22 protein-coding genes, 1 tRNA gene and 3 pseudogenes are annotated in these 23386 nt (G+C 52.0%); 14 read left to right on the top strand and 12 right to left on the bottom strand.

What is annotated here, in order from left to right:
- The first annotated feature begins 82 nt into the window (after positions 1-82).
- Positions 83-1549: a siroheme synthase CysG gene (gene cysG / locus CRO05_RS14880; protein WP_097067864.1), complete on the top strand. Its 1467-nt coding sequence runs from the start codon at positions 83-85 to the stop codon at positions 1547-1549.
- A gap of 73 nt (positions 1550-1622) precedes the next feature.
- Here the strand turns inward: cysG and CRO05_RS14875 are convergent, their stop codons facing one another.
- Both CRO05_RS14875 and mltF read right to left on the bottom strand, forming a co-directional pair.
- Positions 1623-2261 carry a peroxiredoxin gene (locus CRO05_RS14875; RefSeq protein WP_097067863.1) on the bottom strand — a complete coding sequence of 213 codons (639 nt, stop codon included), beginning with the start codon at positions 2259-2261 and terminating at the stop codon, positions 1623-1625.
- Positions 2262-2441: 180 nt separating this feature from the next.
- Positions 2442-3863 (bottom strand): membrane-bound lytic murein transglycosylase MltF, encoded by a 1422-nt coding sequence (mltF, locus tag CRO05_RS14870; RefSeq protein ID WP_097067862.1) that lies wholly within the window; start codon positions 3861-3863, stop codon positions 2442-2444.
- A 70-nt stretch (positions 3864-3933) separates the two neighbouring features.
- On the opposite strand from mltF, the gene CRO05_RS14865 reads away from it, so the two are divergent.
- The 7 genes from CRO05_RS14865 (at position 3934) to CRO05_RS14835 (ending at position 10095) form a co-directional block, all read left to right on the top strand.
- Positions 3934-4026, top strand: a tRNA-Ser gene (locus tag CRO05_RS14865).
- Positions 4027-4189: 163 nt separating this feature from the next.
- Complete coding sequence (locus CRO05_RS14860) at positions 4190-5419, top strand: integrase arm-type DNA-binding domain-containing protein (RefSeq protein ID WP_097067861.1); 1230 nt, start codon at positions 4190-4192, stop codon at positions 5417-5419.
- A 178-nt stretch (positions 5420-5597) separates the two neighbouring features.
- On the top strand, positions 5598-6365 hold the full coding sequence (locus CRO05_RS14855) for a hypothetical protein (protein ID WP_097067860.1): 768 nt from the start codon (positions 5598-5600) through the stop codon (positions 6363-6365).
- Between the two features lie 195 nt (positions 6366-6560).
- A complete protein-coding gene (locus tag CRO05_RS15955) occupies positions 6561-7127 on the top strand; it encodes a hypothetical protein (protein ID WP_235001464.1) in 567 nt (188 codons plus the stop codon).
- A 127-nt stretch (positions 7128-7254) separates the two neighbouring features.
- Positions 7255-7554 (top strand): hypothetical protein, encoded by a 300-nt coding sequence (locus CRO05_RS14845; RefSeq protein WP_235001463.1) that lies wholly within the window; start codon positions 7255-7257, stop codon positions 7552-7554.
- Positions 7544-9184 (top strand): hypothetical protein, encoded by a 1641-nt coding sequence (locus CRO05_RS14840; protein ID WP_097067859.1) that lies wholly within the window; start codon positions 7544-7546, stop codon positions 9182-9184. The genes CRO05_RS14845 and CRO05_RS14840 overlap by 11 nt, the downstream gene beginning before the upstream one ends.
- A 308-nt stretch (positions 9185-9492) precedes the next feature.
- Positions 9493-10095, top strand: coding sequence for a terminase small subunit (locus tag CRO05_RS14835; RefSeq protein WP_097067858.1), 603 nt, complete (start codon positions 9493-9495; stop codon positions 10093-10095).
- Positions 10096-10343: 248 nt separating this feature from the next.
- Here the strand turns inward: CRO05_RS14835 and CRO05_RS14830 are convergent, their stop codons facing one another.
- Positions 10344-10592 (bottom strand): hypothetical protein, encoded by a 249-nt coding sequence (locus CRO05_RS14830; protein ID WP_200814417.1) that lies wholly within the window; start codon positions 10590-10592, stop codon positions 10344-10346.
- 244 nt (positions 10593-10836) lie between these two features.
- Positions 10837-11217, bottom strand: a complete 381-nt coding sequence (locus CRO05_RS14825; RefSeq protein WP_097067857.1) for a hypothetical protein — start codon at positions 11215-11217, stop codon at positions 10837-10839.
- A 112-nt stretch (positions 11218-11329) separates the two neighbouring features.
- Between CRO05_RS14825 and CRO05_RS14820 the strand changes: the two genes are divergently transcribed.
- A complete protein-coding gene (locus CRO05_RS14820) occupies positions 11330-12097 on the top strand; it encodes a hypothetical protein (protein ID WP_097067856.1) in 768 nt (255 codons plus the stop codon).
- Here the strand turns inward: CRO05_RS14820 and CRO05_RS15650 are convergent.
- Positions 12072-12320 (bottom strand): hypothetical protein, encoded by a 249-nt coding sequence (locus tag CRO05_RS15650; RefSeq protein ID WP_107758435.1) that lies wholly within the window; start codon positions 12318-12320, stop codon positions 12072-12074. The two genes, CRO05_RS14820 and CRO05_RS15650, sit on opposite strands and share 26 nt — an antisense overlap.
- 409 nt (positions 12321-12729) lie before the next feature.
- On the opposite strand from CRO05_RS15650, the gene CRO05_RS14805 reads away from it, so the two are divergent.
- The gene (locus CRO05_RS14805) at positions 12730-13329 is read left to right on the top strand and encodes a GNA1162 family protein (RefSeq protein WP_200814415.1); all 600 of its coding nucleotides are present in this window, start codon (positions 12730-12732) and stop codon (positions 13327-13329) included.
- Between the two features lie 23 nt (positions 13330-13352).
- Here the strand turns inward: CRO05_RS14805 and CRO05_RS14800 are convergent.
- Positions 13353-13553, bottom strand: a pseudogene (locus CRO05_RS14800) (helix-turn-helix domain-containing protein); the annotation flags it as partial.
- A 147-nt stretch (positions 13554-13700) separates the two neighbouring features.
- Here CRO05_RS14800 and CRO05_RS16190 point away from each other — a divergent pair.
- The 4 genes and pseudogenes from CRO05_RS16190 to CRO05_RS14780 form a co-directional block, all read left to right on the top strand.
- A pseudogene (locus tag CRO05_RS16190) lies at positions 13701-13790 on the top strand (recombinase family protein); the annotation flags it as partial.
- Between the two features lie 214 nt (positions 13791-14004).
- Positions 14005-14334, top strand: coding sequence for a hypothetical protein (locus CRO05_RS14795; RefSeq protein ID WP_235001462.1), 330 nt, complete (start codon positions 14005-14007; stop codon positions 14332-14334).
- Positions 14335-14762: 428 nt separating this feature from the next.
- Positions 14763-14981 (top strand): hypothetical protein, encoded by a 219-nt coding sequence (locus CRO05_RS14785; RefSeq protein WP_181319838.1) that lies wholly within the window; start codon positions 14763-14765, stop codon positions 14979-14981.
- 265 nt (positions 14982-15246) lie between these two features.
- Positions 15247-17703, top strand: coding sequence for a choice-of-anchor D domain-containing protein (locus CRO05_RS14780; protein WP_097067850.1), 2457 nt, complete (start codon positions 15247-15249; stop codon positions 17701-17703).
- A 332-nt stretch (positions 17704-18035) separates the two neighbouring features.
- Here CRO05_RS14780 and CRO05_RS14775 read toward each other — a convergent pair whose 3' ends face one another.
- The 6 genes and pseudogenes from CRO05_RS14775 to CRO05_RS14755 all read right to left on the bottom strand — a co-directional run bounded on the left by CRO05_RS14775 (position 18036) and on the right by CRO05_RS14755 (position 23135).
- Positions 18036-19046 (bottom strand): 2-hydroxyacid dehydrogenase, encoded by a 1011-nt coding sequence (locus CRO05_RS14775; protein WP_097067849.1) that lies wholly within the window; start codon positions 19044-19046, stop codon positions 18036-18038.
- A 299-nt stretch (positions 19047-19345) separates the two neighbouring features.
- Complete coding sequence (locus CRO05_RS14770; protein WP_235001461.1) at positions 19346-19915, bottom strand: multicopper oxidase domain-containing protein; 570 nt, start codon at positions 19913-19915, stop codon at positions 19346-19348.
- A gap of 3 nt (positions 19916-19918) precedes the next feature.
- Positions 19919-20044: pseudogene (locus tag CRO05_RS15950) on the bottom strand (nitrite reductase, copper-containing); the annotation flags it as partial.
- A gap of 443 nt (positions 20045-20487) precedes the next feature.
- The gene (locus CRO05_RS14765; protein ID WP_097067848.1) at positions 20488-21057 is read right to left on the bottom strand and encodes a hypothetical protein; all 570 of its coding nucleotides are present in this window, start codon (positions 21055-21057) and stop codon (positions 20488-20490) included.
- A 293-nt stretch (positions 21058-21350) separates the two neighbouring features.
- Entirely contained in the window at positions 21351-22367 is a 1017-nt protein-coding gene (locus tag CRO05_RS14760; RefSeq protein WP_097067847.1) for a hypothetical protein, read from the bottom strand.
- 165 nt (positions 22368-22532) lie between these two features.
- Positions 22533-23135, bottom strand: a complete 603-nt coding sequence (locus CRO05_RS14755) for a recombinase family protein (protein ID WP_097067846.1) — start codon at positions 23133-23135, stop codon at positions 22533-22535.
- Positions 23136-23386: the final 251 nt, after the last annotated feature.

Genomic DNA, 23386 nt, shown 5'->3' with positions numbered 1-23386 from the left:
ACTATCGACCAGCTCATACTGGCGCATTTTCGGGTAAAGTAGTATCGGTAAACGATCTTTACCGCTTTTCTGAGTAAAACAGATGGATTTCCTCCCGATCTTTCTAGATATTAAAACCCGTAACTGTCTGGTGGTCGGCGGCGGAGAAGTGGCCACCCGCAAAATCGCACTGCTGCTGCGGGCCGGTGCACGTATCACAATAGTTTCTCCTCAGCTTTGTGCCGAGCTACATGAACAAGTGCATGCGCAACTTCATCATGGCAGGATTACTTATCGTGCCGAGGCCTTCCATACCGATCATCTGCAGGATGCTGTTCTAGTCATCGCCGCCACTAGCGACCCCATCGTCAACCAGAAGGTTTCCGCAGCTGCCAGTCGGTTGCATATTCCTGTCAACGTGGTCGACAACCCGGCGCTGTGCTCTTTCATCATGCCCGCAATCGTAGACCGTACCCCTATGCTCATCGCCGTTTCGAGCGGAGGCGCATCGCCAGTTCTCGCCAGGCTGCTGCGGGCGCGTCTGGAAACATTGATACCCTCGGCATATGGACGTCTTGCGGCTTATGCAGCAGAATTCCGCGAGCGGGTGAAACTGTGTTTTTCGCGCCCCGAGAAGCGGCGCAGATTCTGGGAAAGCGCATTGCAGGGACCGTTTGCCGAAATGGTTTTCGCCGGAAAGGATCAGGCGGCGAAGGCTTATCTGGAGCGTTTACTCGTAGACGAGGCTGACGGGGCAGCGCAGGGAGTGGTGAGCGTGGAAGAGCAGGGGGAAGTTTATCTGGTGGGCGCGGGACCGGGGGACCCTGAGTTGCTGACTTTTCGCGCAATGCGCCTCATGCAGCAAGCGGACGTGGTCGTGTACGATCGGCTGGTTTCGCCTGAAATACTCGACATGGTGCGCCGGGACGCAGCCAGAATCTATGCAGGCAAGGAGCGCAGCAAACACGTCATGCCCCAGGAATCCATCAATGAATTACTGGTACGGCTGGCGAAAGAAGGTAAACGCGTGCTACGGCTGAAAGGAGGTGACCCATTCATTTTTGGCCGAGGAGGTGAGGAGATAGAAACACTGTCCAGCCAGGGCATCTCCTTCCAGGTGGTGCCGGGCATCACAGCCGCAAGCGGGGCGGCCTCTTATGCCGGCATTCCGCTCACGCATCGCGATTATGCCCAGTCATGCGTCTTCGTGACCGGCCATCTCAAGGACGGCAGCGTGGATCTGGATTGGCCGATGCTGGCGCGGCCAAAGCAGACTATTGTTGTTTATATGGGACTGCTGGGATTACCTGTATTGTGCCGGCAACTGATCGCACACGGTTTGCCCGCCACGACGCCAGCCGCCATCGTCCAGCAGGGGACCACTCACAAGCAGCGGGTACTGACCGGTTCCCTGGAGACGCTGCCCGATCTGACCGCTTCCGCCAATCTCGTCCCGCCAACCCTCATTATCGTTGGTGAAGTCGTGAAGTTGCACCAGAGACTTGCCTGGTTCGAACCCGGGAGTGATCTGCATGCTGGCGAGCGCGGGAAAGATCCGGGGCGCCCATAAGGGAGAGGAAGCAATCTTGCGCCGTATGCTTGAACCTTGCACACGGCGGCGTTCAAAACCACATGACTATGTGTTATTTGTTCGGCTGCGGCGTGATGCGCAGATACGGACGCGGCGCCTTGTAACCTTTCGGGAATTTTTGCTGGAGCACTGCTTCGTCCTGGATCGTAAGCGGAATGATAACGTCATCTCCGTCCTTCCAGTTACCCGGCGTTGCTACTGTATAGTTATCGGTTAGTTGTAGCGCATCGATAACTCGAAGAACCTCGTCAAAATTTCGACCGGTGCTCATGGGATAGGTGATGGTGAGCCGCACCTTCTTTTTGGGGTCGATGATGAACAGCGAACGCACTGTCATCGTTTCCGACTGATTCGGATGAATCATGTCGTACAGCACCGCGACCTTTTTATCCACGTCCGCAATAATTGGAAAGGCGACGCTGCAATCTTGCGTTTCTTCGATGTCTTTGATCCATCCCTTATGCTTATCCACAGGGTCTATCGATAAACCGATCGCCTTCACGTTGCGCTTGTCGAATTCGGACTTGAGCTTTGCCGTCAATCCCAGTTCGGTTGTGCAGACCGGCGTGTAATCCGCAGGATGGGAAAACAGCACCGCCCAGGAATCACCCATCCATTCGTGAAATTTAATCTTGCCAATTGAGGAATCTTGCTCGAAATCAGGTGCGGTATCGCCTAAGCGTAAGGTCATGGCATTCTCCCTAGGTTAAATATTGGTTAAAAATTCTGTTGGAAATTGATGTCTCAATATAGCCTGACTGTTGCAATGACTCAACAATTATTATTTGTGCATGGATGAGCCGGTCCTCAGTTTACCGTGCCATCATTTTCCAGCATGGAGAATGCGCCAGGATTTTGTGAAATCTCATTACTATAGTGAGCCCGCTTTATCGGCAACCGGCAAACCCCAGGAATAGGGGCGCTCATACTTAAGCAGAATTTCGTAGTAGGTCCGCACCGATTCCGTCAATATGACCGCTTCGCCGCCACGCGCATAGCCATGTTTCAGGCTACGGAAATACTTGCTGCTACTCAATAGCGGTAACGTTTTTTTCAAATCCACCCATGAATCGGGGTCCAAATTGAGGCGCTGCGCCAGGATGCGCGCGTCTTCTATGTGGCTGGAGCCCTGGTTGTACGCTGCAAGTGCGATCCAGGTGCGGTCCGGTTCCCTGATGCGCGTGGGCAGTCTATCTTTCAGTGTTGCCAGATAACGTGCCCCAGCGAGTATGCTCTGCCTCGGGTCGAGGCGATCAGTCACTTTCATCCGGTCGGCCGTAATTTCCGTCAACATCATGAGTCCGCGTACGTTGGCGGGAGAAGTCGCCAGGGGATTCCAGTGAGACTCCTGATAGGCCAGCGCCGCTATCAGGCGCCAGTCGATTGCCGTCAATTCCTCCGCCTCATGAAAATATTTGCGCAAATCCGGCAGGACGGTACGTCTTTTATCCAGAATGCCGATTACGTCCGTTTGGTGCAGTCGCTGAACATGGCCGTAATACCGGTCGAGCAGGCGCACCAAGGTGCCGTCCTGTTCAATACGTTTAAAGAATTTCCGCGTCTCCTCCAATAATTCGCGCTCGACGAAGGGCGAAAATGCCCATGCTCTGCCGGTGGACTGGCCTAGATCAAGGGCCGAATCCAGATTAGGGTAAAAATTCTTTGCCAGGTTGATCTGGTTGGAGTCCGCGACCACATAATCCACTTTTCCTTCCGCCAGTTTAGCCAGCAGATCTTCGGCCGTTGTGCTCCTTACGGTCCATTTCAGTTTCGGCGCCTGCTGCTTTGCCTTGTTCAATTGTTCCCCATAGGTCGTTCCACTCGCAACCTCAACGGTTCTCCCCACGAGTTGATGAACGTTTTTAGGCCTCCGATAGTCTGTGTTATAGGCTACCCGAGGTTGTATGAGCTGATAGATCGGCCCAAACTGGACACGCAATGCATGCTTGGGATTGATGCTTAAACCGGCGACAAAGTGTCCCTTGTGCTTCTCCAGATCCTCCAGGGCTCGATCCAGTTTTGGCATTACCTTGAATCGGACTTTTAGCCCGAGGTCCCGCGCGAATTCGGAAGCGAGATCGTGCTCCAGTCCCGCATAAACACCCTCTGCATTTTCGTAATAGGTATCGGGACTATTAACGGTAATGACGACCAGCTCATCGGTTTTGCCGAACGGCAACACGGGTTTTTTAAACGAATCACAGCCGGCAAGCACGAGGCCGCAACTGAAAACCACAACAAACAAGCCGGGGAGAATGCGCATGGAGAAGAGACAGGCAGAATTCCTGAACATTCTGCCATGTTGTGCTGAACGAGCGCGAGAAAACCACGGGAGAAACTGGTAAAATATGCGCAACCGCAATGGAGAGGTACCGAAGTGGCCATAACGGCGCTGACTCGAAATCAGATGGTCAGGGTAACCTGGCACGTGGGTTCGAATCCCACCCTCTCCGCCAATTTGGCATCCAAACTCGTCCAGTAGCTTCCGTTAAACCATATAAAACGGGAGGTTACAAGTAACTTAGTGTCCATCGTAGTTCGGCGGTATCCAGTTGAGTCTGACGTTAAACCGTGGTAAGTTCCGTGGTAACAAAATTACCACGGTTAAAAGTTACCACGATGGCTACAAATCTTCTTTCTGCTGCCCATTGCAAGAACGCCAACAGTAACGGAGCAGCCATCCGCAAGCTGTCCGATGGCGATGGTCTTTACTTATGGGTGTATCTCGACGGCCGCAAATATTGGCGCCTGCGCTACTGGCAGGCAGGCAAGGAAAAATCCCTTTCCCTCGGAGTCTACCCGCTAGTTAGCTTAAGTGATGCTCGCAAAAAGCGCAATGAGCTGCGCAAGCAGTTGCAAGCCGGTCTTGACCCCTCCGCTGAACGGAAAGCCACGAACCTGCGCAAAGAGCTTGCGGCTGAAAATTCCTTTGAGGCAGTTGCCCGCGAGTGGTATGGCAGGCAACTGCATACCTGGGTTCCTCACCACGCGAGCGATGTAAAACGGCGCCTGGAGAACAATATCTTCCCGGGCATCGGCAAGCGTCCCATTGACGAGATTCAAGCCTCAGAACTGCTCCACACCGTCCGCAAGATAGAAACACGTGGAGCGTACGATCTGGCGCATCGGGTATTGCAGGTGTGCGGACAGGTATTTCGCTATGGCATTGCGACTGGACGCTGCACCCATAATTTATCCACAGATTTACGCGGGGCATTGACCCCACACAAGAAAAAACACCAGGCCGCCGTTCGACCTGAAGAGTTACCTGAGCTGTTACTGGCTATTGCCAAGTATGACCAAATTGGCGATAAACAAACACGGCTCGCACTGCAACTGTTGGCGCAAACGTTCGTCCGCACCAATGAATTGATAGGAGCCGAATGGGCGGAGTTCGATATGAACAGTGCCCTGTGGATTATTCCCGCCGGACGCATGAAGATGAAAGCGGAGCACGTTGTCCCGTTGTCGACGCAGGCGGTTCTCATTCTTGCCGAACTCAAAGAAATATCTGGCAGCAGCCGATTCGTGTTCCCCGGCCGTAACCGGGATAAGCCGATCAGTAACAATACCATGCTGTTCGCCCTTTACCGGTTGGGCTACAAAGGCAAGATGACTGGGCATGGCTTCCGTGCGGTGGCCTCGACCATTCTCAATGAAACGGGCTTTAATCCAGATGTTATTGAGCGGCAGCTTGCGCACTGTGAACGAAATGAGATCCGAGGTGCGTACAACCGGGCTGAATACCTGCCCGAGCGCAAGCGCATGATGCAGCATTGGGCGGAGTATTTAGACTCGCTCGAAGCCGGGGCGAAGGTAATTCGGTTTAAAGGCAAGGGAGTCAAGTAGTAGCGAAGCAGGCCCCTTTTATTACTATGCGGATTTGCGGAATTAAATAGATGCTGGTCAATGTTTCCCTACCAGATGGGTTTGAGGTTCAGTCTGGCAAGCAAATAGTCTGCCATATGACTTCACACGAGGCATCTTTTCAGAATGGACGATTTCGCCAAATTGGGTGATTGCTAATATGAAAAAAAAAGGTACCCCTTCCCCCGATACCTCTGGACAACCCGGCAATACACAGAGGCAGCAGCACTTCGAGGCTGAGAATTTCAAAGAAAAGCCTAGGTATATTGCTTTCCCTCACGCGTTAAGGACACTTTTAAAACGTGGTTTGACCGAATCGGACGTGGTTGCGGCTGTTTTTAATGGGCCCGAGTTTGGTGGACTTCAGGCCTATGACGCGCACTCGCCATTCGAAGACCCGCTGTTATTCATATACGGCCTCTATTCTGACAACAATGATGCCGACCATCTTTCTCCGCTGATGGATTGCAAATTCCTCGCAGAGGATATCGAACATTTCCATCCATCAGAGCGCTACATTTCCGGCCGCGAGCTAATTGAACGGTGGGATAAACTTTTGGGCATGGATCCAAGAAGTTATATTAAGTCCAAAATCTTGGAATCGAAATTCATGGCATTTCACCCGACTAGAGGATTAACGGAAGCAACGAATAACAGCCGAGGGTCACACCCGCCAGTCGAAACCGGTCTCTTCGCTCTTAAAGAAGTACTGGAAATTGAAAAGGCAGAGTTTGGCAATGCAGAGATAACATCTACTAATCATTTGAATCACGATTTAACACTGCAACAAAGAGCGAACGAAATCGCTGCTCAGCTTATTATCCACAATGGCCAAAAGCCAACAAGAAACAAAGTGGCCGAAATATTGGCAGCAGAGCTTGGTAAGGCTCCAGAGACGGTACTGCGACGAATACGAAAGCAGTGGTGATGGGAGGGAGCGCCTAAGTACCTAACATTGCCTAAATAAGATATTGTTTTATAGAGGAAAGGCGGAACAGGCAGATGTTTCGCCTTATTTTTTGCCCGCGCACAATTATGTTCGGTGGTCCGCAGCATTCCTCAACTGTACGAACAAGACCTGCAACATTCGCGGAGCACCGGGCCTTGTTCGTTAGGACAAGTCATGCCGACCACCCGTAAGCCGTATCCGAAAACTGCTCCAGACCTCCAACCTCACCTGCAGTCCCAATCCCGAACCGCACTCAGCAAGAAGTTGGAAGGCCGCCCGCAAGCCCCCTGCGATCCTCCTAAAAATTACCGGCGCGCCGACCCCCTTTGGGAAACCAGCGATCGAGCCATCGGGGTAGCGAAGCAAGGAATGAACTCTGACGCCCTCAAGAATGAGTGGGCAGCCCATCACGAAGTGGACTCGGAAACGCTCCACGAAGGCTGGGAAGTCAACGAGAAAATCGCAAGTGCACTCGCCGCCCCAACCGCTGGCATTCCCTCTGGGGTAACCATGCTATCCACGCCGGTTGTATACAAACGACGTAAAAAAGGACGAAGCGCCCACTACGTCGACATTCAATCCGGACTCTTTATAGAGCCAGTAGCGATAGGATTGAGATCAAGGGCAACCCCGGACTACGAGGTCGATATCCTAATTGCTGCTGACATTGCTGGAAAGTCAGACGAAGAAAAACGCGCACTGGTCAGGAAACTGCGTGCTGCCCGCAAGGGGGTGTTATGAGCGTTAGCGAAGTGTTAGATAGGCTCGAAAAAGTCAGACGGAGAGGGCGGGGCCGCTGGATTGCCTGTTGCCCTGCCCATGACGATCGCAACCCCTCCCTGGCTATAGGTGAACGGGACGACGGGGGGTGCTGATTCATTGCTTTGCTGGCTGCAGTGCGTATGAGATTGTTAGTGCAGTTAGGCTCGATCTGAGCGACCTTTTTCCACCTCGCGAAATTGGGTTCGGCAAGGGCAAACCGGAACGCCGCCCATTTCCTGCTGCAGACATCCTGCGTTGCATCGCGTTCGAGGCTCTGGTAGTTGCAATGGCGGCCAAGAGCCTGCTGGCAGGATCACTGTCTGAGGTCGACCGCACGCGTCTGATGCTCGCAGTCACGCGTATTCATCAGGCAATGGACGCGGGAGGTATCAGCGATGTCAAATGAGAACGTTAAGCACAGTATCAGAGCGGTTGCCACCCTCCGCCCTGATACTGCTGGTGGCAAGAAGGATAAGGAAAATACAAGCGGTGAGGATGAAAAGGTCGATAAGGAGGAAAATAGCTCTACTGCAAACGCGCTAATCGCACTGGCCGAAAAAAGCTGTGAGTTTTTTCATGATGAGCGCGGCAATGAATATGCAGTCGTAACCGACCAGGATATCCGGCGCACCTTGAAGCTTCGCAGCAAGCACTTCCGCAGTTGGTGGGTCGGAACGTTCTATAAAACAACGGGACGGGTGCCAAACAGAGAAGCGCTATCAAATGCGCTATCTGTTCTTGAAGCCAAGGCAACCCATGTCAATTCCCAACTGGAACTGTTCAACCGTTTTGCCAAGCAGGGTGAGGCAATCTACATCGACATGGCAGACGACGATTGGCGTGCGGTAAAGGTTACAGCGACTAGATGGGAACTACTGGATAAGCCCCCCGTCCTGTTTCGCCGTTACTCCCACCAGCAGTCTCTGCCTGATCCGGTTGAAGGGGGAAAACTGTCAGATATCCATGACCATCTTGTAATCAAGTCAAATGACGACAAGTACCTGCTGGAGGCCTACCTCGTCGCTTGTGCATTCTCCGACGTGCCGCGTCCCGCAATCACGTTCCATGGTCCGCAGGGAGCCAGCAAGACAACTACCGCCCGTTGCATCAAAGCCATTACCGATCCCACCCTTCTCGGTTCAGTTGACCTTGGGAGATCAACTGCAGACCTGGCTCAGGTCCTCGATCATCATGGCGTACCCTGCTTTGATAACCTCACGAGGATTCAAGCATGGGCGGCAGACATGTTATGCCGAGGCATTACAGGTGGGGCATTTAGCAAGCGTGAGCTGTATTCGGACGATTCGGACATCATCCTGTCCTTCATGCGCCCCATTATTATCACGGGCATCAACATTCCAACGCACGCCCCCGACCTGCTGGATCGCCTGCTCTTGATTGAACTGGATCGCATCTCACCTCAGAGGCGCCTGGATGAGGCCACATTCTGGGCGAAATTCAATGAAGACAAACCCAAACTTTTCAATTCGCTATTGGATGCGATTGCCGGAACATTAAGGCACTTGCCCAACATCACGCTTCCTCGAATGGCGCGCATGGCGGACTTCACTCGTATCGCCTGTGCGTATGCTGAGTATGCCGGGATTGGATCAAGAAAAATGCTGTCGATCATCATGCGACACACTGCCCGTCAAACGGAGGAGGTGCTTGCAGCCGATCCTGTGGCAACCGCTATCATGGGCCTCGTTAAAAACAAAAAAACCTGGACGGGTACGGCAACCGATCTTCTTGAGTTGCTCAACAAGACCGCGCCTGTCCCTCGGCCTCATGAATGGCCCAGGCAGCCTAATAGTCTGACGAAAAGGCTGAATACACTGCACTCAACCCTAAACGACGCAGGGATCAGGTTCACGAAGGCCAAAGGTCGAAAAAATGGCAGGATGTTGACAATAGAATATAAAGGAAAACCACCGTCCCCATCGTCCTCAGCGTCCACAGCTCCTATTCATGAGGATTCAACTGAGGACGGTAAAGGACAGTCATCGTCCCCTGAATCCTCGGGAGAGGACGGTTAATGCAGGGTGAAACACTTACCGTCCCCCTTATCGTCCACTTTGAAACCCAGTGTTGGCGCGCCTTTGGACGGTGGGGACGGTGAGGACGATGAAATGCCGGTAGTTTCCCGGCCACAGATAGGGAAAGCAGGATGAGTTGGGGAAAATCAGGAAAGACCGCTTTCAAGCTCGGTTTTGCTCCGGTATGACGACAATAGCGGTCTCTGATTGCGTAAGGCCTGGATTGGCAATGGTGGCTGCGGTGAGCCTCGAAATTGCAATATTGATCGGATAACGCTAGATGATTATATTCAAAGGTTAAAGGAGTAATGCCTGACTTTCTGGAAAAGGGCGGGGTGATGAAGAAACCAAATCGAACTGAGCTGACGCTAAAACAGCAGAGATTTGCGAACGAGTATTGCGTTGACCTGAATGCCACTGCTGCATATAGACGCGCCGGCTATAACGCGCGGGGCAATGCAGCTGAGGCGTGTGCGTCCCGACTGCTAAGCAACGTTAAGGTGCAGCAGGCTATACAGCAGAAGGAGAAAATATCCGCCAGCCGATGTGAAGTAAACACAGAGAACGTGTTACGCGAGGCATCCGCACTTGCGTTCTCGGATATACGCAAGCTGTTCAATACGGATGGATCACCCAAGTCGATCCATGAACTCGATGATGCAACAGCTGCGGCCATCAAATCAATTGAGGTGGGCCAGATGATGTCGGAAGGCAAAGTAATCGGTCGGATGTGCAAGATCAAGCTATGGGACAAGAACAGCGCTCAGGAGCGCCTGTTCAAGCATCTTCGGCTATTCGATAAGGACAACAGCCAGGGGGCGCTTGCTCTTAAAGGTATTGCCGTTTCCTTCGTTTCGCCAGACGGCGAGGTAATGGGCGTATCTGATATCAGAAAACCTCGTCAGGGTTAAACAGGCTTCAAGAGCCTTTTTACTCCCCGCCGTTTTTCAACCGGACGATTTGCCAGATGCCGCGAGTTTTGCAACCTGTGAAATTATGGCCATCCTGCCGAGATGTTGTCTCGCCTCGAATTGCTCGTAACAGGACATTTAGCCGAACGGAATGTTCCGTTGCCAAGGATTAGAACCTCTGCAACGGTTCCATGCCGAGGCCGGGTGTTGGCTGCGACTCTATTGCAGGAGGGTTGGTTGCATAGGGATTATTCGCACTTATCCTGGCTGTAGGGGGAGCCGTACTGTCCGTATGGGTTGTTGATACTATCCTGCGAATACTCACTTCCATAGCGGCCATATGGATTGCTGGTACTGTCGGGATCGTATGGATTGCTGCTCAGGTTGCCGAGATACTTGACGGTTTTCTTGTCAACGAGAACGGGGGAGCCAGCTGACGTATCCAGTGCGAGGCCGAGAAGAAACCCGGCGACAAACGTCAAACCTATTTTATTCATTATCCCCTTCCCCTCATCTATTGTTTGTGATTAAAGTGCAGCTGCCTGATATATGCATATGCGGGCCGCTGTCTCCTTTCCGGTTTGAGCCTTTTTACCTTCTATCGACCGGGCTCTGCTATAAATAAAACGCAATCTGGTATTAATGACCGATGGACGTCGGACAGCTTTTCAATCACGTGAACTCCTTTCCCCCGCTTGGCAATTTTGAAGCCATGACTTCATTGACCGTAAGCAATTAGGTTTAGTTGGATGTTCTCATTGGACGTGGCGTATTTTCTGGCGACCAGAATTGCGTTTGGTCTAGCGCCGCCTCAAATGGCTCAATACCTTTGGCGCTTGCAACAAGCCACTCAAGTTCTTTATAGGCAAGGCCCCCTGCATTAATCCTTCGACCGTCTTTGGCTGTAATCAAAACTTTTCGGTTGGGCCGATCCAGGAACTCAATGATTACCGTTGGAAGCTTGTCCCAGGTTTCTGCTGACTGAAGAATGTTTACGAAAGGCGCATCCATCCTCATGCTTACCTTTTGTTCACCCAGTAAGTAATGCAGGCTGTGCTTATTTAGCAGCGTCAGAAATGGCCGGCAACTATTTTTGCGGAGATGAATTTTAAGTAATCTCATACATTCGTTGGCACTGTGGAAAGTAATTCGAATGCTACATATCTTTTGCAGAGCTGATTTTGGAAAACAGAGGGGAAAATTCGGTCCAATTGCCCGAGTGCGACTATTCGCGATGGACCATTCTGTTTCACGAGCTGCCCACTATGAGGCAATAGCCAACATAGACAAGCTATTCCGGCTGGCAACGAAAGGAGATAGCAGACCCGGCACAAAGGAAACGGACGCGATGACCATTGCGGCCATTCATCATTTCGATGTGCCCATGCCGTTCAAGGGCGAGATCCTGCATGTGGAAATGCTGGTGAAGGAATTCACGCAGCACCCGGAACGTGGCGGCAACCGGATATACACGTTGCAAGCGGTGGAAATAGCAACGCCAGCGTCTAAAAGGATAGCGGAGAGGCTTGGTTCCCCAAACCTGACCAGTATTCCGCCCGCTGGCGCTACACCCAGATTCGCGCAAATGGTCCAGATTGTCAAGGGCGAAGTCAGGCCCGACGGTTGTGGTCACGCTTTTTCTCGCGCCACTACGGCAACCGCTGCTAATCCTGCTAATGGCGCGACACCCTTCCACGACCGCATGGACCGCATCGCGGATACCCTCATCTACAATTTTCAGGACCGCTTCAAGCCGCCGCGCGATATCCAGAAGCGCGCCGCGCTGGTACCCGAGGCCGGGATGCGGTACTGGCCGAGGAACGGTACTCGGGTATGGTGCGGGCGCGCACCGACGACTTCGAGCAGGACATGCGCGATCCGCTCATCAAGGCGACCCATGATGATAAGCTGGAATATGAGGAGGTCGAGGACTACCTGCATGCGCGCCATGCCCATCGCGCATGCCATGCGCAAAATCAATCCGACCGAAACAGGAACTTAAAGACAAAACCGAGGCGCTGACCGCGCAGCGCGACAAGCTGGCCGGCGACGCCGACGTTCAGGCGTACGTCAGGACGCGGCGCGAGCTGCGCGATGCCGAGGCCGACATCGAGGACGGCATTGCCGATGAATCGCTTGGCCGGGTGTTGAAACAGGAAATAGCCAAGCTGCGCCAGACCCGACCGTGAAGGATGACGTTCGCGCGGCGGAAAAACTGCGCGCATTGTAGGGTGTGAAGCCGTTCGAGGGCGACAATACGGCACTGTCAGGCATGAGTAACGCCGAGTCCGTCAAGTTCATCAGCGATGCCAAAAAATGAGGCCGTGACAAGGCGCAGGAACGCGTATCGGCGCTGGTTGATGGGGTAACCCGCCAAAACGAGGGAAATCATCACAGAGGGCGGATTAGAGGCCCCTACGACGATTTCGCCCTGTAATGAGAAATACGAGCACTATTTCCCCCAGGATCGGGGGCGAGTGAGCGGAAATATCGCCCACCCCATCGGTCAGGACTTCAATATCCGGGGCCGCGAGAATAAACGGGCGATGGTCTCCCACCGGGAAGACGACCATTCTTACGCATGTTGTCGCGCAGCATGAAGCGGCCATTATCCCTAACGCGCGGAGTTCTACGGTGCTTCCAAGAAACGCAAAGGCCGCAAATGGCTTGCTGACAGTGGCGGGTATAATCCCCGTCGCACGCAAGCCCATGCGACCCTTGACGATTCCAATTGTATGCCATTCTCCCAATTGCAGGAATACCCCTACCGTAACGAGGCCGTTGGCCGAACGCGGCTATTACGTATTTCCCGTCTATCTGACGGACCTCGTCCTGAAAGATTTCGGACTGGCGGAGGCGGGACACATTCATTTGCTCGCCACACAGCGCTTGCATGAACTGTTTGGCGCTGATGCCGCACTGTACATCACCATCAAGGACTGGAGCAGCAAATACATTCTTCTTGCCTCGACCGTTGCTGTTGAGATGGACTATGAGCTGAGAGATACGCGCACTGGCATGGTCCTGTGGCAGGCCAATGAAAAAGTGGTGCAGAGTTCAGGAGGCGCCGGAGGGGGATTGATAGGCATGGCGATCGCAGCAGCGGTGAACGCAATGGCGACCGATTATCAGCCGCTGGCGCGGCAGGCGAACAAGCAGGTATTTCTACCGCCAAAAGGGCTGCCAGCAGGCCCTTATCATCTGGAGTATGGAAGGGATCAGGAGAAATTCTAGACAAACGCAGCTGCTCCCACGGTTTACCGAATGTATTGGTACAGGGTCTCCCGACTGATGCCAAACTCTTTTGCCAGCTTTGTCCGGTTTGCTCCTGCTGCGGCCTGTTCTCGCAGTTGAGCGATTCGTTCCGCATTGAGCGCTGGCTTCCTGCCCTTGTAGACCGTCCCCTTGGCTTTTGCCAGGGCTATTCCCTCCCGCTGCCTTTCCCTGATGAGCGACCGTATTCCAGATTGACGTAGGCACGCGATCAATCTTCCATTTGTCTCGGACTCTCCAGTTCCCGAGTCAAGCTAGAGCTAGCTGTAGTCGGGAGACTACAAAAATGGGGGGTTGGAAGCAGTTGATAAAATATGTTATCAACTGTAAATGGCGGGAGAAAAACTTCCTCTTCTGCAAAAAAACTGCTACCTAATGGCGTACCGCCACGGGACGTGGCTGAGAACCTCGGCGTATCCGTTGGAAATAAATTAGGAATAGCGGCAGGGAGAGTTGAGCCTTTTTTTTGTTTATTGGCCCCATCTCTTCCTTTCTCTAAGCCCTCTTTTTCTGCCCGTTGTTGGGCTTTAGCAATGTTTGCCAGCGTACAGACCACTCCGGCCGTTTCAAATAAAAGGGAACCTCGCAATCAGCTCATGTAACTTGCCCCTTAAATCCAATTAAAGGAGTATGAAAATGAAAAATATAAAAACGATATTAGCTGCAATCGGCTCGGCCGTTGTATTAAGCATGGCACCAGCAGCCTTTGCTCAGCAGTCGGGATTAGTTAACGTTGATATTAGCAATGTGGCGAATAATATTGCCAAGAACATCAACGTCGACGTGAGTCAGATTCCCGTGACAGTGCAGGCGCCTGTTTCGGTCGCCGCTACCGTATGTAACGTCGCCGCGGATGTTTTAGGAGCCCAAGTTGCCAGCGGAAGTGGAAGCTGTACAGCGCAAAGCACTTCCAGCGCTCTGAATCAAATCGTGCTGGAACAAATAAAGGGTACTGCGCAACAGTAAGCCGGTTCAATGGAGATGCCCTGCGAGCCAGGATGCATCTCCCCTGGCCAAGTTAAGTCCAACCACTAGTTGGGGTAAGCGATTTCCGATGCTGCGCATTGCCGGGCTTGTGGCTTATTCCCAAGCCGAGCTTCATCTTGGATTCTAGCTTCCTCTATCAAGTCTTCCAGGACGAGTTTCAGTCCCGGTGCTTTACATTCCATCCTGCCAGACTGCAGGAAGGCGACGCCCAGGTTGTACCAAGCTTCGAATAGAACTGAAAAGCAATCTTTCGTACTCCTTGGATTACCGAGCATAGAAAGTGAATTCATTCTCTTTGAGCGAGTCGGAGTCGGCGCCACCCTATGCTTCGAAAAAAACACCTATGGTTAGCAAATTCTCTCAAGTGCTCCGGTTCATCCATTAGCTACCGCGTCGATGCAAACCGCATGATCCGCCGAAGAGCCACGGATGCAGATATCCTCACCCGTATCGGCAATCGCTCCTTTCGCGCTACCAGGTATCATGGAATACTTACGTTACGTAATGGCGGAAAGCTTGAGGTGGTGCAACAAATGGCCGCCCACGAGAGCGCACGCACGACTGGACTTTATGGTCGGCGTAACGACCTAGTCTCCCTGGATGAGGTTGAGCGGATCGTTATCTGACGGAGGAGAGCGCGTCTCATCTCCTGCCCTGGCCTCGTACCCTGTATATCTGGAAAATCTCTGTTTTCCATTACCTCATCTGCCGATCATTTCACCACGCTAAACGACAAGCCCGTCAAAAAGTACCTGTCTCCTGTCAGTTCGACCATAACCTGATGTATAGATGCGCTGGGTTGACAATTTATATTGATGATCTAATTTGAGATGAGGAACTCTTCAGCGTTTTCGTTCCGCTGGATTGCAGAATCCCTAAAAGGAGATTGGCATGGAAACAGGAAAGGTCTATCCCCCCCGCTATAGCGGTTTTATCGTCATTCGAATCGCACAGGGAACCGCTCCTGCGAGCGAGTCGATGAAATCATTACGATCGTTTGCCGCTGAGTGCAAATTGCATGGTATCGAGAAACTGCTTGATTCGTACGAAATCAAAGAAACACGGCCAGTGATACGTGCGTTGCCACCGGAAAAGATACGTGAACTTGAAAAACAGGCGGCTCAAACCGAACTGCCGCCGTTACATAGCCTCACGTCCTACTGGAAACTCGATGTTCGTCATTCTCCTGAAAAAACAGAAGAAATCGTAAAACGTTTCAGTGCCCTCGATGAAGTGGACGTTGCATATCGCGAATTGGAAGCTACGGATCCTGCGGTTAACCCGGCTGACGATCCCTATAACGCTAATCAAAACTACCAGGACGCAGCTCCCATTGGAATAGATGCACGCTGGGCTTGGACGCAACCGAACGGCGAAGGCGCGGGTGTTGGATTTGTTGATTTGGAACAAGGCTGGTTTTTGGATCACGAAGATTTCGCAAGTAAATCACCGGCACTTCTGTACGGTGACAACCGCGACGGCATTGATGGATATGTTGGTAATCACGGAACTGCGGTTCTTGGCGAAGTTATTGCTGACGATAATACGGTTGGTGTTGTCGGAATCGCGCCATCGGTATCGTCGGTTAATGTGACAAGTCACTGGGATACCGCCAGCAGCTCATCAGGGAACGTGGCTGACGCGATTGCAGGCGCTCTGCCAACACTACAGGTCGGTGACGTATTATTGCTAGAGATTCAGAAAGGCCTTTTACCTACTGAAACCGATGCCGCAGATTTTGACGCGATACGGCTCGCCGTCGCTCTCGGAATCGTTGTAGTGGAAGCAGCGGGAAATGGTTCTTTTGATCTAGACAGCTATACAGATGGGGGCGGCAATTTCGTACTTAATCGAGGGAGCGGCGATTTCAAGGAATCAGGGGCAATTGTGGTGGGCGCCGCTCTTTCACCTTTACCTCACAATCGCGCAGGTTTCTCGAATTTTGGTAGTCGCGTCGACTGTTATGCCTGGGGTGAAAATGTTGTAACTGCAGGTTATGGAAACCTCGACAATGGTGGTGGTGATAACACTAGGACGTATACCAGCACCTTTAATGGCACTAGCTCAGCATCGCCTATTATTTCTGGGGCGGCGCTCATTGTCCAGGGCATGTATGAGGCAAACAATGGCTATTCGCTATCGCCTCTCGAGATGCGCGCGCTGTTGTCCGATCCAGCTACAGGTACTGCTCAAGGCGGAGGTGTACCTGGCAACATCGGTGTGATGCCAGACTTGCGTTCGATAATTGAAACTCTTCTACCGAGACTGGTTACTGTGATCGCAGATGACGGCAACTTTGGCGAACTATGCACCGGATCCTTTAAGGACATGATGCTGAACCTGAGCAACAGCGGCGGCGACATGCTTGCTGTAACCAACATTACCTCCTCTGATGCTGCTGAGTTTCTTGTTCCGAGCGTTTTGTCATATCCCGTCACCATCGAAGCAGGAAATGCTATTGAAGTACCGATCCGATTCCAGCCAGACAGTCTCGGGCCAAAGGCGGAAACCATTACCGTGTTCAGCAACGATCCAGGCGGTCCGAAATTGGTGGAAGTATCAGGAACAGTAAGGGCACCAAGGTTGGTTGCGATAATCGCGAATGCAGGCAATTTTGGTAACGCCTGCATCGGATCCTTTGTAGATCAGATGATAACCTTAAGCAATAGTGGTGGTTGCACACTCACAATAACCAGCATCACTTCGTCTTCCGCCGAGTTCCTTGCCCCCAACGTTCTGGCATATCCAATTGCCATAGCAGCTGGCGGCTCCTTGCAGGTGCCTATTCGGTTTGAACCGACTGGCTTCGGTCCAAAGGCGGGCATGATCACGATCATAAGTGACGATCCGACAGGTGCAAAGGTCGTCGCAGTTTCCGGGAATGCGCCTTCCGGCAAGCTCGTCGTCACAGGCTCCACATGCATTGGTGGCGTAAAGGCATGTTGCCTCGGCGAGCGTACCATCTCCATCTGCAACATGGGCGACTGCAAACTATACGTGACAAGCGTTGCATTCAAGCGCAAAAGCAAGCACTGGAAGCTGATCAACAATCCCTTCCCGGCGACGCTAGTGCCTGGCTCGTGCCTGAGCGTCTTGATTCGGTACAAGGCGACTGAAAAGTGCCCGAGGTCTTCCGAGCTGATTATTACAAGCGATGATCCAGAGACCCCCGTGAAAACTCTCGATGTTATGGCCTACACGATCTGGAGCGATTGCGGGTGCAGAAATTGTGACGATTGCCGTAAGGGGTGTTGCGAGAAGCACCATGACGAATCTTGTAGTGCGCAGAGTGTTGACGCCTGTTGCGATGATGAGAGTCACGATCATGAGGATGATGACGAAAGCTGACGCCAATTCCGGATGACGCCGCGACTTGGACAAATAAATAATCTTCCTAGCGCAGTCTTCGAATTGTCCGGCTCAAGCGACATGCAGCGAACATGCCGCCACGTCTTGGTGACCCTGTACATGATCCTTCCGGCCTTTCCGTACATCACAACCGCATCATATGGCTACACCCTGAAGGAACAGGTTGTTACCCTCAAAGCGACAGAAGCGGCTTGACCGCTTGCCGCGCAAAAGTCCGGAACGGGCTGCCCAGATTGCGGCGGTAGCAGAGGGGCGCTATATATCTTCCAGAGGCCACATTTGGAATGAACTGTTGTGAAAAAAATGATGAGCTAATCTGCTATGAGCAAATCAACCTTTACTTCATTCTGGCATATTCCGTCTCGCTCGAAAACGGTGATATTTCGCAGGGTGGTTTGTGCGATGCTCGAAAGCGCTTCGGCAGTGAAGAACCCCTGATGACCGGTAACCAGCACGTTTGGAAAAGTCAGCAAGCGTCCAAACACATCATCCTGTATCACCTGATCAGATAAATCCTGGAAGAACAGATCGCCTTCCTGTTCATACACATCAAGTCCAAGGGAGCCGATTTTTGCGGACTTCAGTCCTTCAATTACCGCTTGCGTATCAATGACTGCGCCGCGACTGGTGTTGATTAGCATCACGCCGTGTTTCATTTGGCTGATCGCAGCCCTGTCGATTAAACGATGTGTTTGAGGGTTCAATGGGCAATGCAACGTGATGATGTCACTCTCGGCATAAAGTTTGTCGAGCGCTACATACTCCACGCCCAGGCTGATGCATTCAAGGCTTTCCTGGGGATCATGGGCGATCAGGCGACAACCGAATCCGCGCAGTATTTGCGTGACTGCCTCGCCAATACGGCCAGTGCCGACGGTACCGACGGTTTTACCGCGCAGCTCAAACCCTAGCAACCCCTGCAAAGCGAAATTACCGTTACGCACCCGGTTATATGCATGGTGAAGGTGCCGGTTTAGCACGAGCATCAGTCCCACGCTGTGCTCTGCTACCGAGTGGGGCGAATAAGCCGGAACTCTCACGATACGTAGCCCAAGTCTGCTGGCCGACTGAATATCCACATTGTTGAAGCCGGCACAGCGTAGCGCGATCAGTCGCGTGCCCTGTAAGGCCAGAGTTTCAAGCACTCGAGCGTCGAGCGTGTCATTGACGAAAACACACACAGCAGGAAAGCCTGCAACCATCTGCCGCGTCTCGTCGCGCAGGTGCGATTCGAAAAACACGAGCTCATGCCCAATGTCATGATTAGCTTCCGTCAAGAATTGACGGTCATAGGACTGTGCGCTGCAAACAGCTACTCTCATGCAATTTCCTTGCTTGGATTCCCACCCTGCTACCTAGCAGAGGAAGCTCGACGTCAAAAATCTCAGCTGAATTCGGGGGCCGCTTACTTATCAATCTGATACTGCATTTAACCGCAAGTATAAAAGAGGCAATAGCGCTGGATAAGGACTGCAGCAACCAACCCTTATAGAGTGGGCTGGACAATAACAATTGCGCAATACCGTCAGCCCAGCATTGCCGCTGATTGCTTCACAGGTTCAATAGAATTGACGAGTACGGATAACGCTTCTACACACCTCTGTCTAGCTCCAAGATGCTTTTAATGCCCGGGTGTGGTGTCGATTTTTTCACTGCTGTTGAATATTGCCGGGTTTGCCTTGCCATTGACGGTGAGGACACCTGCCAACCCTTTTTCCATGCGTGACAGAGCATGGTCGACCAGAATATAACGTCCCGGGTAATCGACCTTGAACTCTACTATGGTAGCACCGCCGGGTGGGACAAGCGTGGTTTGCACATCAGTTAGCGGTGGACTGGTGAGCGAAGCCTGATCATAAACCTTATCGAACACCTCGCCAATGACGTGAAAGCTGGAGGTGAGATTCGGGCCACCCACACCGAAGTAGATACGTATGTTTTCTCCCAGGTTGGCTTCCATCTTGTAGGTTTTGGTGAGCGCATCCATGGTGCCATTGAACATGATGTGCTCCGGATTCTCGGCAAGTAGCTTTTCAAGCGAGAACTCCTGCAAGCCAAGTGCACCATGCCGCTGCGCGGTGTAGAGCTCGCCCTGCATCACATAGAATTCCCTTTCGACCTTCGGCATGCCGCCTTCCGGCTCAACCAGAATCAATCCGTACATTCCATTTGTGATGTGCTGAGCGACCATCGGAGTTGCGCAATGGTAAACGAACAGCCCCGGATGGAGCGCTTTAAAGGTGAAGCTCTTGGTTTGGCCAGGGGCTGCCTGAGTTACCGCTGCGCCACCGCCCGGGCCAGTAACCGCGTGGAAGTCAATCGAATGAATGTGGGCGCTGTTTTGAGCATTACTCAGATTAACAGTAATCGTATCGCCTACGCGCGGTTGATTCCATGAGCTTTGCCGGACGACAAGATTGCTTGACTCCTAATGCGCGAGTTTTGCGATTGCCAAGGTGGTGCGCTGGAACATGGGAAGGAGAAGAACGGCAGCAGACAGGTTGTGTTCAGGTACTTTAGAGTGGGAGCGAACCCGCACTCACTGTCATTGGCCAACAGCCCGCATACGCTGCCAATCCTGAAACAAGGTCCAGTCAGGAGACCCCATGCTCGCGACTAAAGTGAATCAAATATATGAGGTGGCGGTACCGATTATTTTTTCAGGTAACCTATGATCACCCGAGCTTTTGGCACGGAAGACGTAGCTGCATCAAGTCCTACTGGCGCTCAAAGACCGCTGGTCTATTGCCATGGCGCATGCGCCTAGATGGTATATTTAACTTTGGACAGCGCCGTTTCCTGGGTTTCAAACGGCAATACTTCTCTTGGGACCGGTTGTTCGCTTTGCCAGTCCGCTTCGCCGACTTCGCGAAATCTGTCGATGGTGGCATCGATCACTTCCCGATTGATTTCGTCCGCGAGGACAACCGCCCGCAAGCCGGTCCCATATTCATAACTGGGATCCGTCTTGAATGATTCATAAATTGCCGGCGGCTCATTTTCTATAATTTCCATCTCTCTTTTGCTTTGATATTCGCGCAGCATTAACCCGCCGAAACAGTCATAGCGACGCGGCTCTCGTTCCGCCATTCTGTAGTATTTTTCGCCGTCTTTGTGAAATGGCCCTTCAAATTTCAATCCGCACTCTTGTTCTCGCTGCTCTTCCGTGAGAAGTGAAATAGCGCGCTCAGAGGCCATGCTCCTCGTTTTGTTCCAGAATTCGCAATTCGTGGTAAAGATCGTGGCATTCCAGATGGTGACCTCATCGGTTCCAAGAAAATAGACGTCGAACGATTGCTTATATAGCTTAGGCCGGCCTGGCTCATCGAGCACGAGGTGCGTCGTGAATTAATTTCCCACCATACTCACCGGCGTCTTGCGTGATCTTCCAGCGAAGGCTGACGTAGAGGTCCCGCCGTCGCCGTCGCGGCAATTCTGCAAATGGGGTGAAACGGAAAAGACGGTTTAGCGCTCGTTTTCTCATTAATAGTCTCGTTTCTATCAGCTGTTACTGAAATACTTGTTTGGCTAACTCCAGCCGGTCCAAATCACCGACATGCAAATCCAACGTTACAAGTCTTGTACGGTTTTTCACCAGGCCGGGTTGTGTAGCCCTATAGGGGTGATTATCGGGGCAGCTTTTTATATAGAAACAGATATGCTTCCCTCAGGACCTTACGTTTGTAACCCCTGATTTCCCCCATCTCCTCGTCGGTCAGGATGTAAAGAGGCCACTGATCAGGGAAGCAGCGATAATACTGCTCATACAAAACCTTGGGTGAACGACCGACCTGCCGATCCATGTCGATTAACAAATCTCCATAACCCAGCCCTTCCTCCGAATAAAGCGCGTATCCACCCCAACGGCTCGCTCGCGGAAAGTAGTCCTTATTTGACATTATGAGGTTCATAACGCTTACCGGAAATACCGTTTTCGGGTCTTGGTTCGTGTCGGCGCATCGCTTTAATTGTTCTGCACACATAAGGCGAAACGTTCTGAGATCCGTTGAGCGATAGGATACGGAGCCGATCTCATACTGCCCCAGCATGTGAGCCAAATCTTCATAAAACCATTCAGGATATTGATCCTTTACCGGGATATATCGGGTCCCCGGTGGCGTTAGAACAAAGGGCGTCTCTGTTTCGTATTCGTAGTCGTGCTTGCCGCTGTCTATGAGGCTGATTTCGCGCTGAGTAAATATATCTTCCGACTGTCGCAATAATTTTTTTGCTGCCAGAACGCGATCAAACCAATAGTCAACGAATTCCTTGATTTCCGGCCGCTGTTTCCCCCAATGCCAGGCACATTCCTCTGGTTGTTCGTCCCAGGTTAAACAGAAGGCATTATCCCATTTGGGGTAGTGGCATTCGTTTTTCGGCCACCCAGCTTCTTCGCTTATCCATTGGTAACGACGGGTTATCCTCTCAGCTGCTTCTATAGTCCGTACCCAAAGGTGTCGTTTGATATCGCCGTGCCTGCATATCGAAAAAAGCTCGTAGATACGGTCGCCATGAGCAGCGGCATCGATCAGTTGCGGTAGCGCATCGGCACGAAGGCTGATTCGAAACGGAAGCGTTTCGCCCCGGTACCCCAGACACGTCAGATCGAGGTCAAGGGAGAGCCTGCCATCTTCATTTTCCATTTTGTTTATGCTGCGGTAAAAGCGTTTCCGATAGGCAGGTGTTTTTACGATGGGACGCCTAAATAATGAGAGTTATTTTTGCTTCGACGCTCCATACTTCGCCCGAGTGAATCGGTGTCCGCTCACACCGATAACCCGGTTTCCCGTCTGTCTCGCCGATTCTCATCATTCTGTCGTTACAATAACCCTGCCTTCCTCTGCCTCTAGACTTGCACTTCTCGCATGGGGAATATGGCGGTATAACGTGGATGCGGCCACGTTTAATCGACTGGCAACCGTAGCCACAGTGATATTGGAATCTTTCAGCATAGCCTTCGCTACTTGGAGGTCTTTGGCTGAAAGTGAGGGAGGTCTGCCACCAACCCGTCCACGTTCCCGGGCGGCTCTTAACCCTGCAGTCGTTCGCTCACGAATAACGCCACGTTCAAATTCGGCCAATGCCGCGAAAATATGGAAGACGAGTCTTCCGCTCGGCGAACTGGTATCGATGGGGTCCTGTATGGATTTCAACCCTATACCCTCGTCCTGGAACGATTCAATTGTTTCAATAAGCTGTTTCATGGAGCGGGCAAGCCGATCAAGTTTCCAGACGACCAATGTATCGCCTTTCCGCATGTAGGAAAGGGCGGCTTTCAGCTCTGGTCTGTCCCGCTGTGCTCCTGAAGCCTTTTCCTGAAATATTTTCTCGCACCCTTCCTTAGTCAAGGCATCGAGCTGTAGAGCCAAATCCTGCTCTTGAGTACTTACCCGCGCATAACCGATTTTCATTCCACCCCCTACAAAGTTGTTATTCTCCTGAAACTCATCAATATCTTAACTTATCGGAGGTGGTATTTCAAGATATAGTTGTGGGAGGAATAAACACGGCAATAATAGGTATTTTTCCTTTCCGCTACTCATCTCCGACAAACGACCGTTTTGAAGAGCCAAGTCGCAGCAGGGTTACGAACGGACTCATGGAGAAGTAACAATAAACCGTCTATCATATATTTCAAAGACCTCTTTTTGCATTCGACTTT

Source organism: Nitrosovibrio sp. Nv4 (genome assembly GCF_900215485.1).
Taxonomy (GTDB): Bacteria; Pseudomonadota; Gammaproteobacteria; order Burkholderiales; family Nitrosomonadaceae; genus Nitrosospira.
The sequence above is the reverse complement of the archived record's forward strand: the minus strand, read 5'-3'. Positions and strand labels throughout refer to the sequence as shown.

Excerpts from the sequence above, each read along its gene's own strand:
- cysG (WP_097067864.1), top strand. The coding sequence starts at position 83 with ATGGATTTCCTCCCGATCTTTCTAGATATTAAAACCCGTAACTGTCTG.
- CRO05_RS14875 (WP_097067863.1), bottom strand. The coding sequence starts at position 2,261 with ATGACCTTACGCTTAGGCGATACCGCACCTGATTTCGAGCAAGATTCC.
- mltF (WP_097067862.1), bottom strand. The coding sequence starts at position 3,863 with ATGTTCAGGAATTCTGCCTGTCTCTTCTCCATGCGCATTCTCCCCGGC.
- CRO05_RS14860 (WP_097067861.1), top strand. The coding sequence starts at position 4,190 with ATGGCTACAAATCTTCTTTCTGCTGCCCATTGCAAGAACGCCAACAGT.
- CRO05_RS14855 (WP_097067860.1), top strand. The coding sequence starts at position 5,598 with ATGAAAAAAAAAGGTACCCCTTCCCCCGATACCTCTGGACAACCCGGC.
- CRO05_RS15955 (WP_235001464.1), top strand. The coding sequence starts at position 6,561 with ATGCCGACCACCCGTAAGCCGTATCCGAAAACTGCTCCAGACCTCCAA.
- CRO05_RS14840 (WP_097067859.1), top strand. The coding sequence starts at position 7,544 with ATGTCAAATGAGAACGTTAAGCACAGTATCAGAGCGGTTGCCACCCTC.
- CRO05_RS14835 (WP_097067858.1), top strand. The coding sequence starts at position 9,493 with ATGCCTGACTTTCTGGAAAAGGGCGGGGTGATGAAGAAACCAAATCGA.
- CRO05_RS14830 (WP_200814417.1), bottom strand. The coding sequence starts at position 10,592 with ATGAATAAAATAGGTTTGACGTTTGTCGCCGGGTTTCTTCTCGGCCTC.
- CRO05_RS14825 (WP_097067857.1), bottom strand. The coding sequence starts at position 11,217 with ATGAGATTACTTAAAATTCATCTCCGCAAAAATAGTTGCCGGCCATTT.
- CRO05_RS14820 (WP_097067856.1), top strand. The coding sequence starts at position 11,330 with ATGGACCATTCTGTTTCACGAGCTGCCCACTATGAGGCAATAGCCAAC.
- CRO05_RS15650 (WP_107758435.1), bottom strand. The coding sequence starts at position 12,320 with ATGCGCGCAGTTTTTCCGCCGCGCGAACGTCATCCTTCACGGTCGGGT.
- CRO05_RS14795 (WP_235001462.1), top strand. The coding sequence starts at position 14,005 with ATGAAAAATATAAAAACGATATTAGCTGCAATCGGCTCGGCCGTTGTA.
- CRO05_RS14785 (WP_181319838.1), top strand. The coding sequence starts at position 14,763 with ATGATCCGCCGAAGAGCCACGGATGCAGATATCCTCACCCGTATCGGC.
- CRO05_RS14780 (WP_097067850.1), top strand. The coding sequence starts at position 15,247 with ATGGAAACAGGAAAGGTCTATCCCCCCCGCTATAGCGGTTTTATCGTC.
- CRO05_RS14775 (WP_097067849.1), bottom strand. The coding sequence starts at position 19,046 with ATGAGAGTAGCTGTTTGCAGCGCACAGTCCTATGACCGTCAATTCTTG.
- CRO05_RS14770 (WP_235001461.1), bottom strand. The coding sequence starts at position 19,915 with ATGGTCGCTCAGCACATCACAAATGGAATGTACGGATTGATTCTGGTT.
- CRO05_RS14760 (WP_097067847.1), bottom strand. The coding sequence starts at position 22,367 with ATGGAAAATGAAGATGGCAGGCTCTCCCTTGACCTCGATCTGACGTGT.
- CRO05_RS14755 (WP_097067846.1), bottom strand. The coding sequence starts at position 23,135 with ATGAAAATCGGTTATGCGCGGGTAAGTACTCAAGAGCAGGATTTGGCT.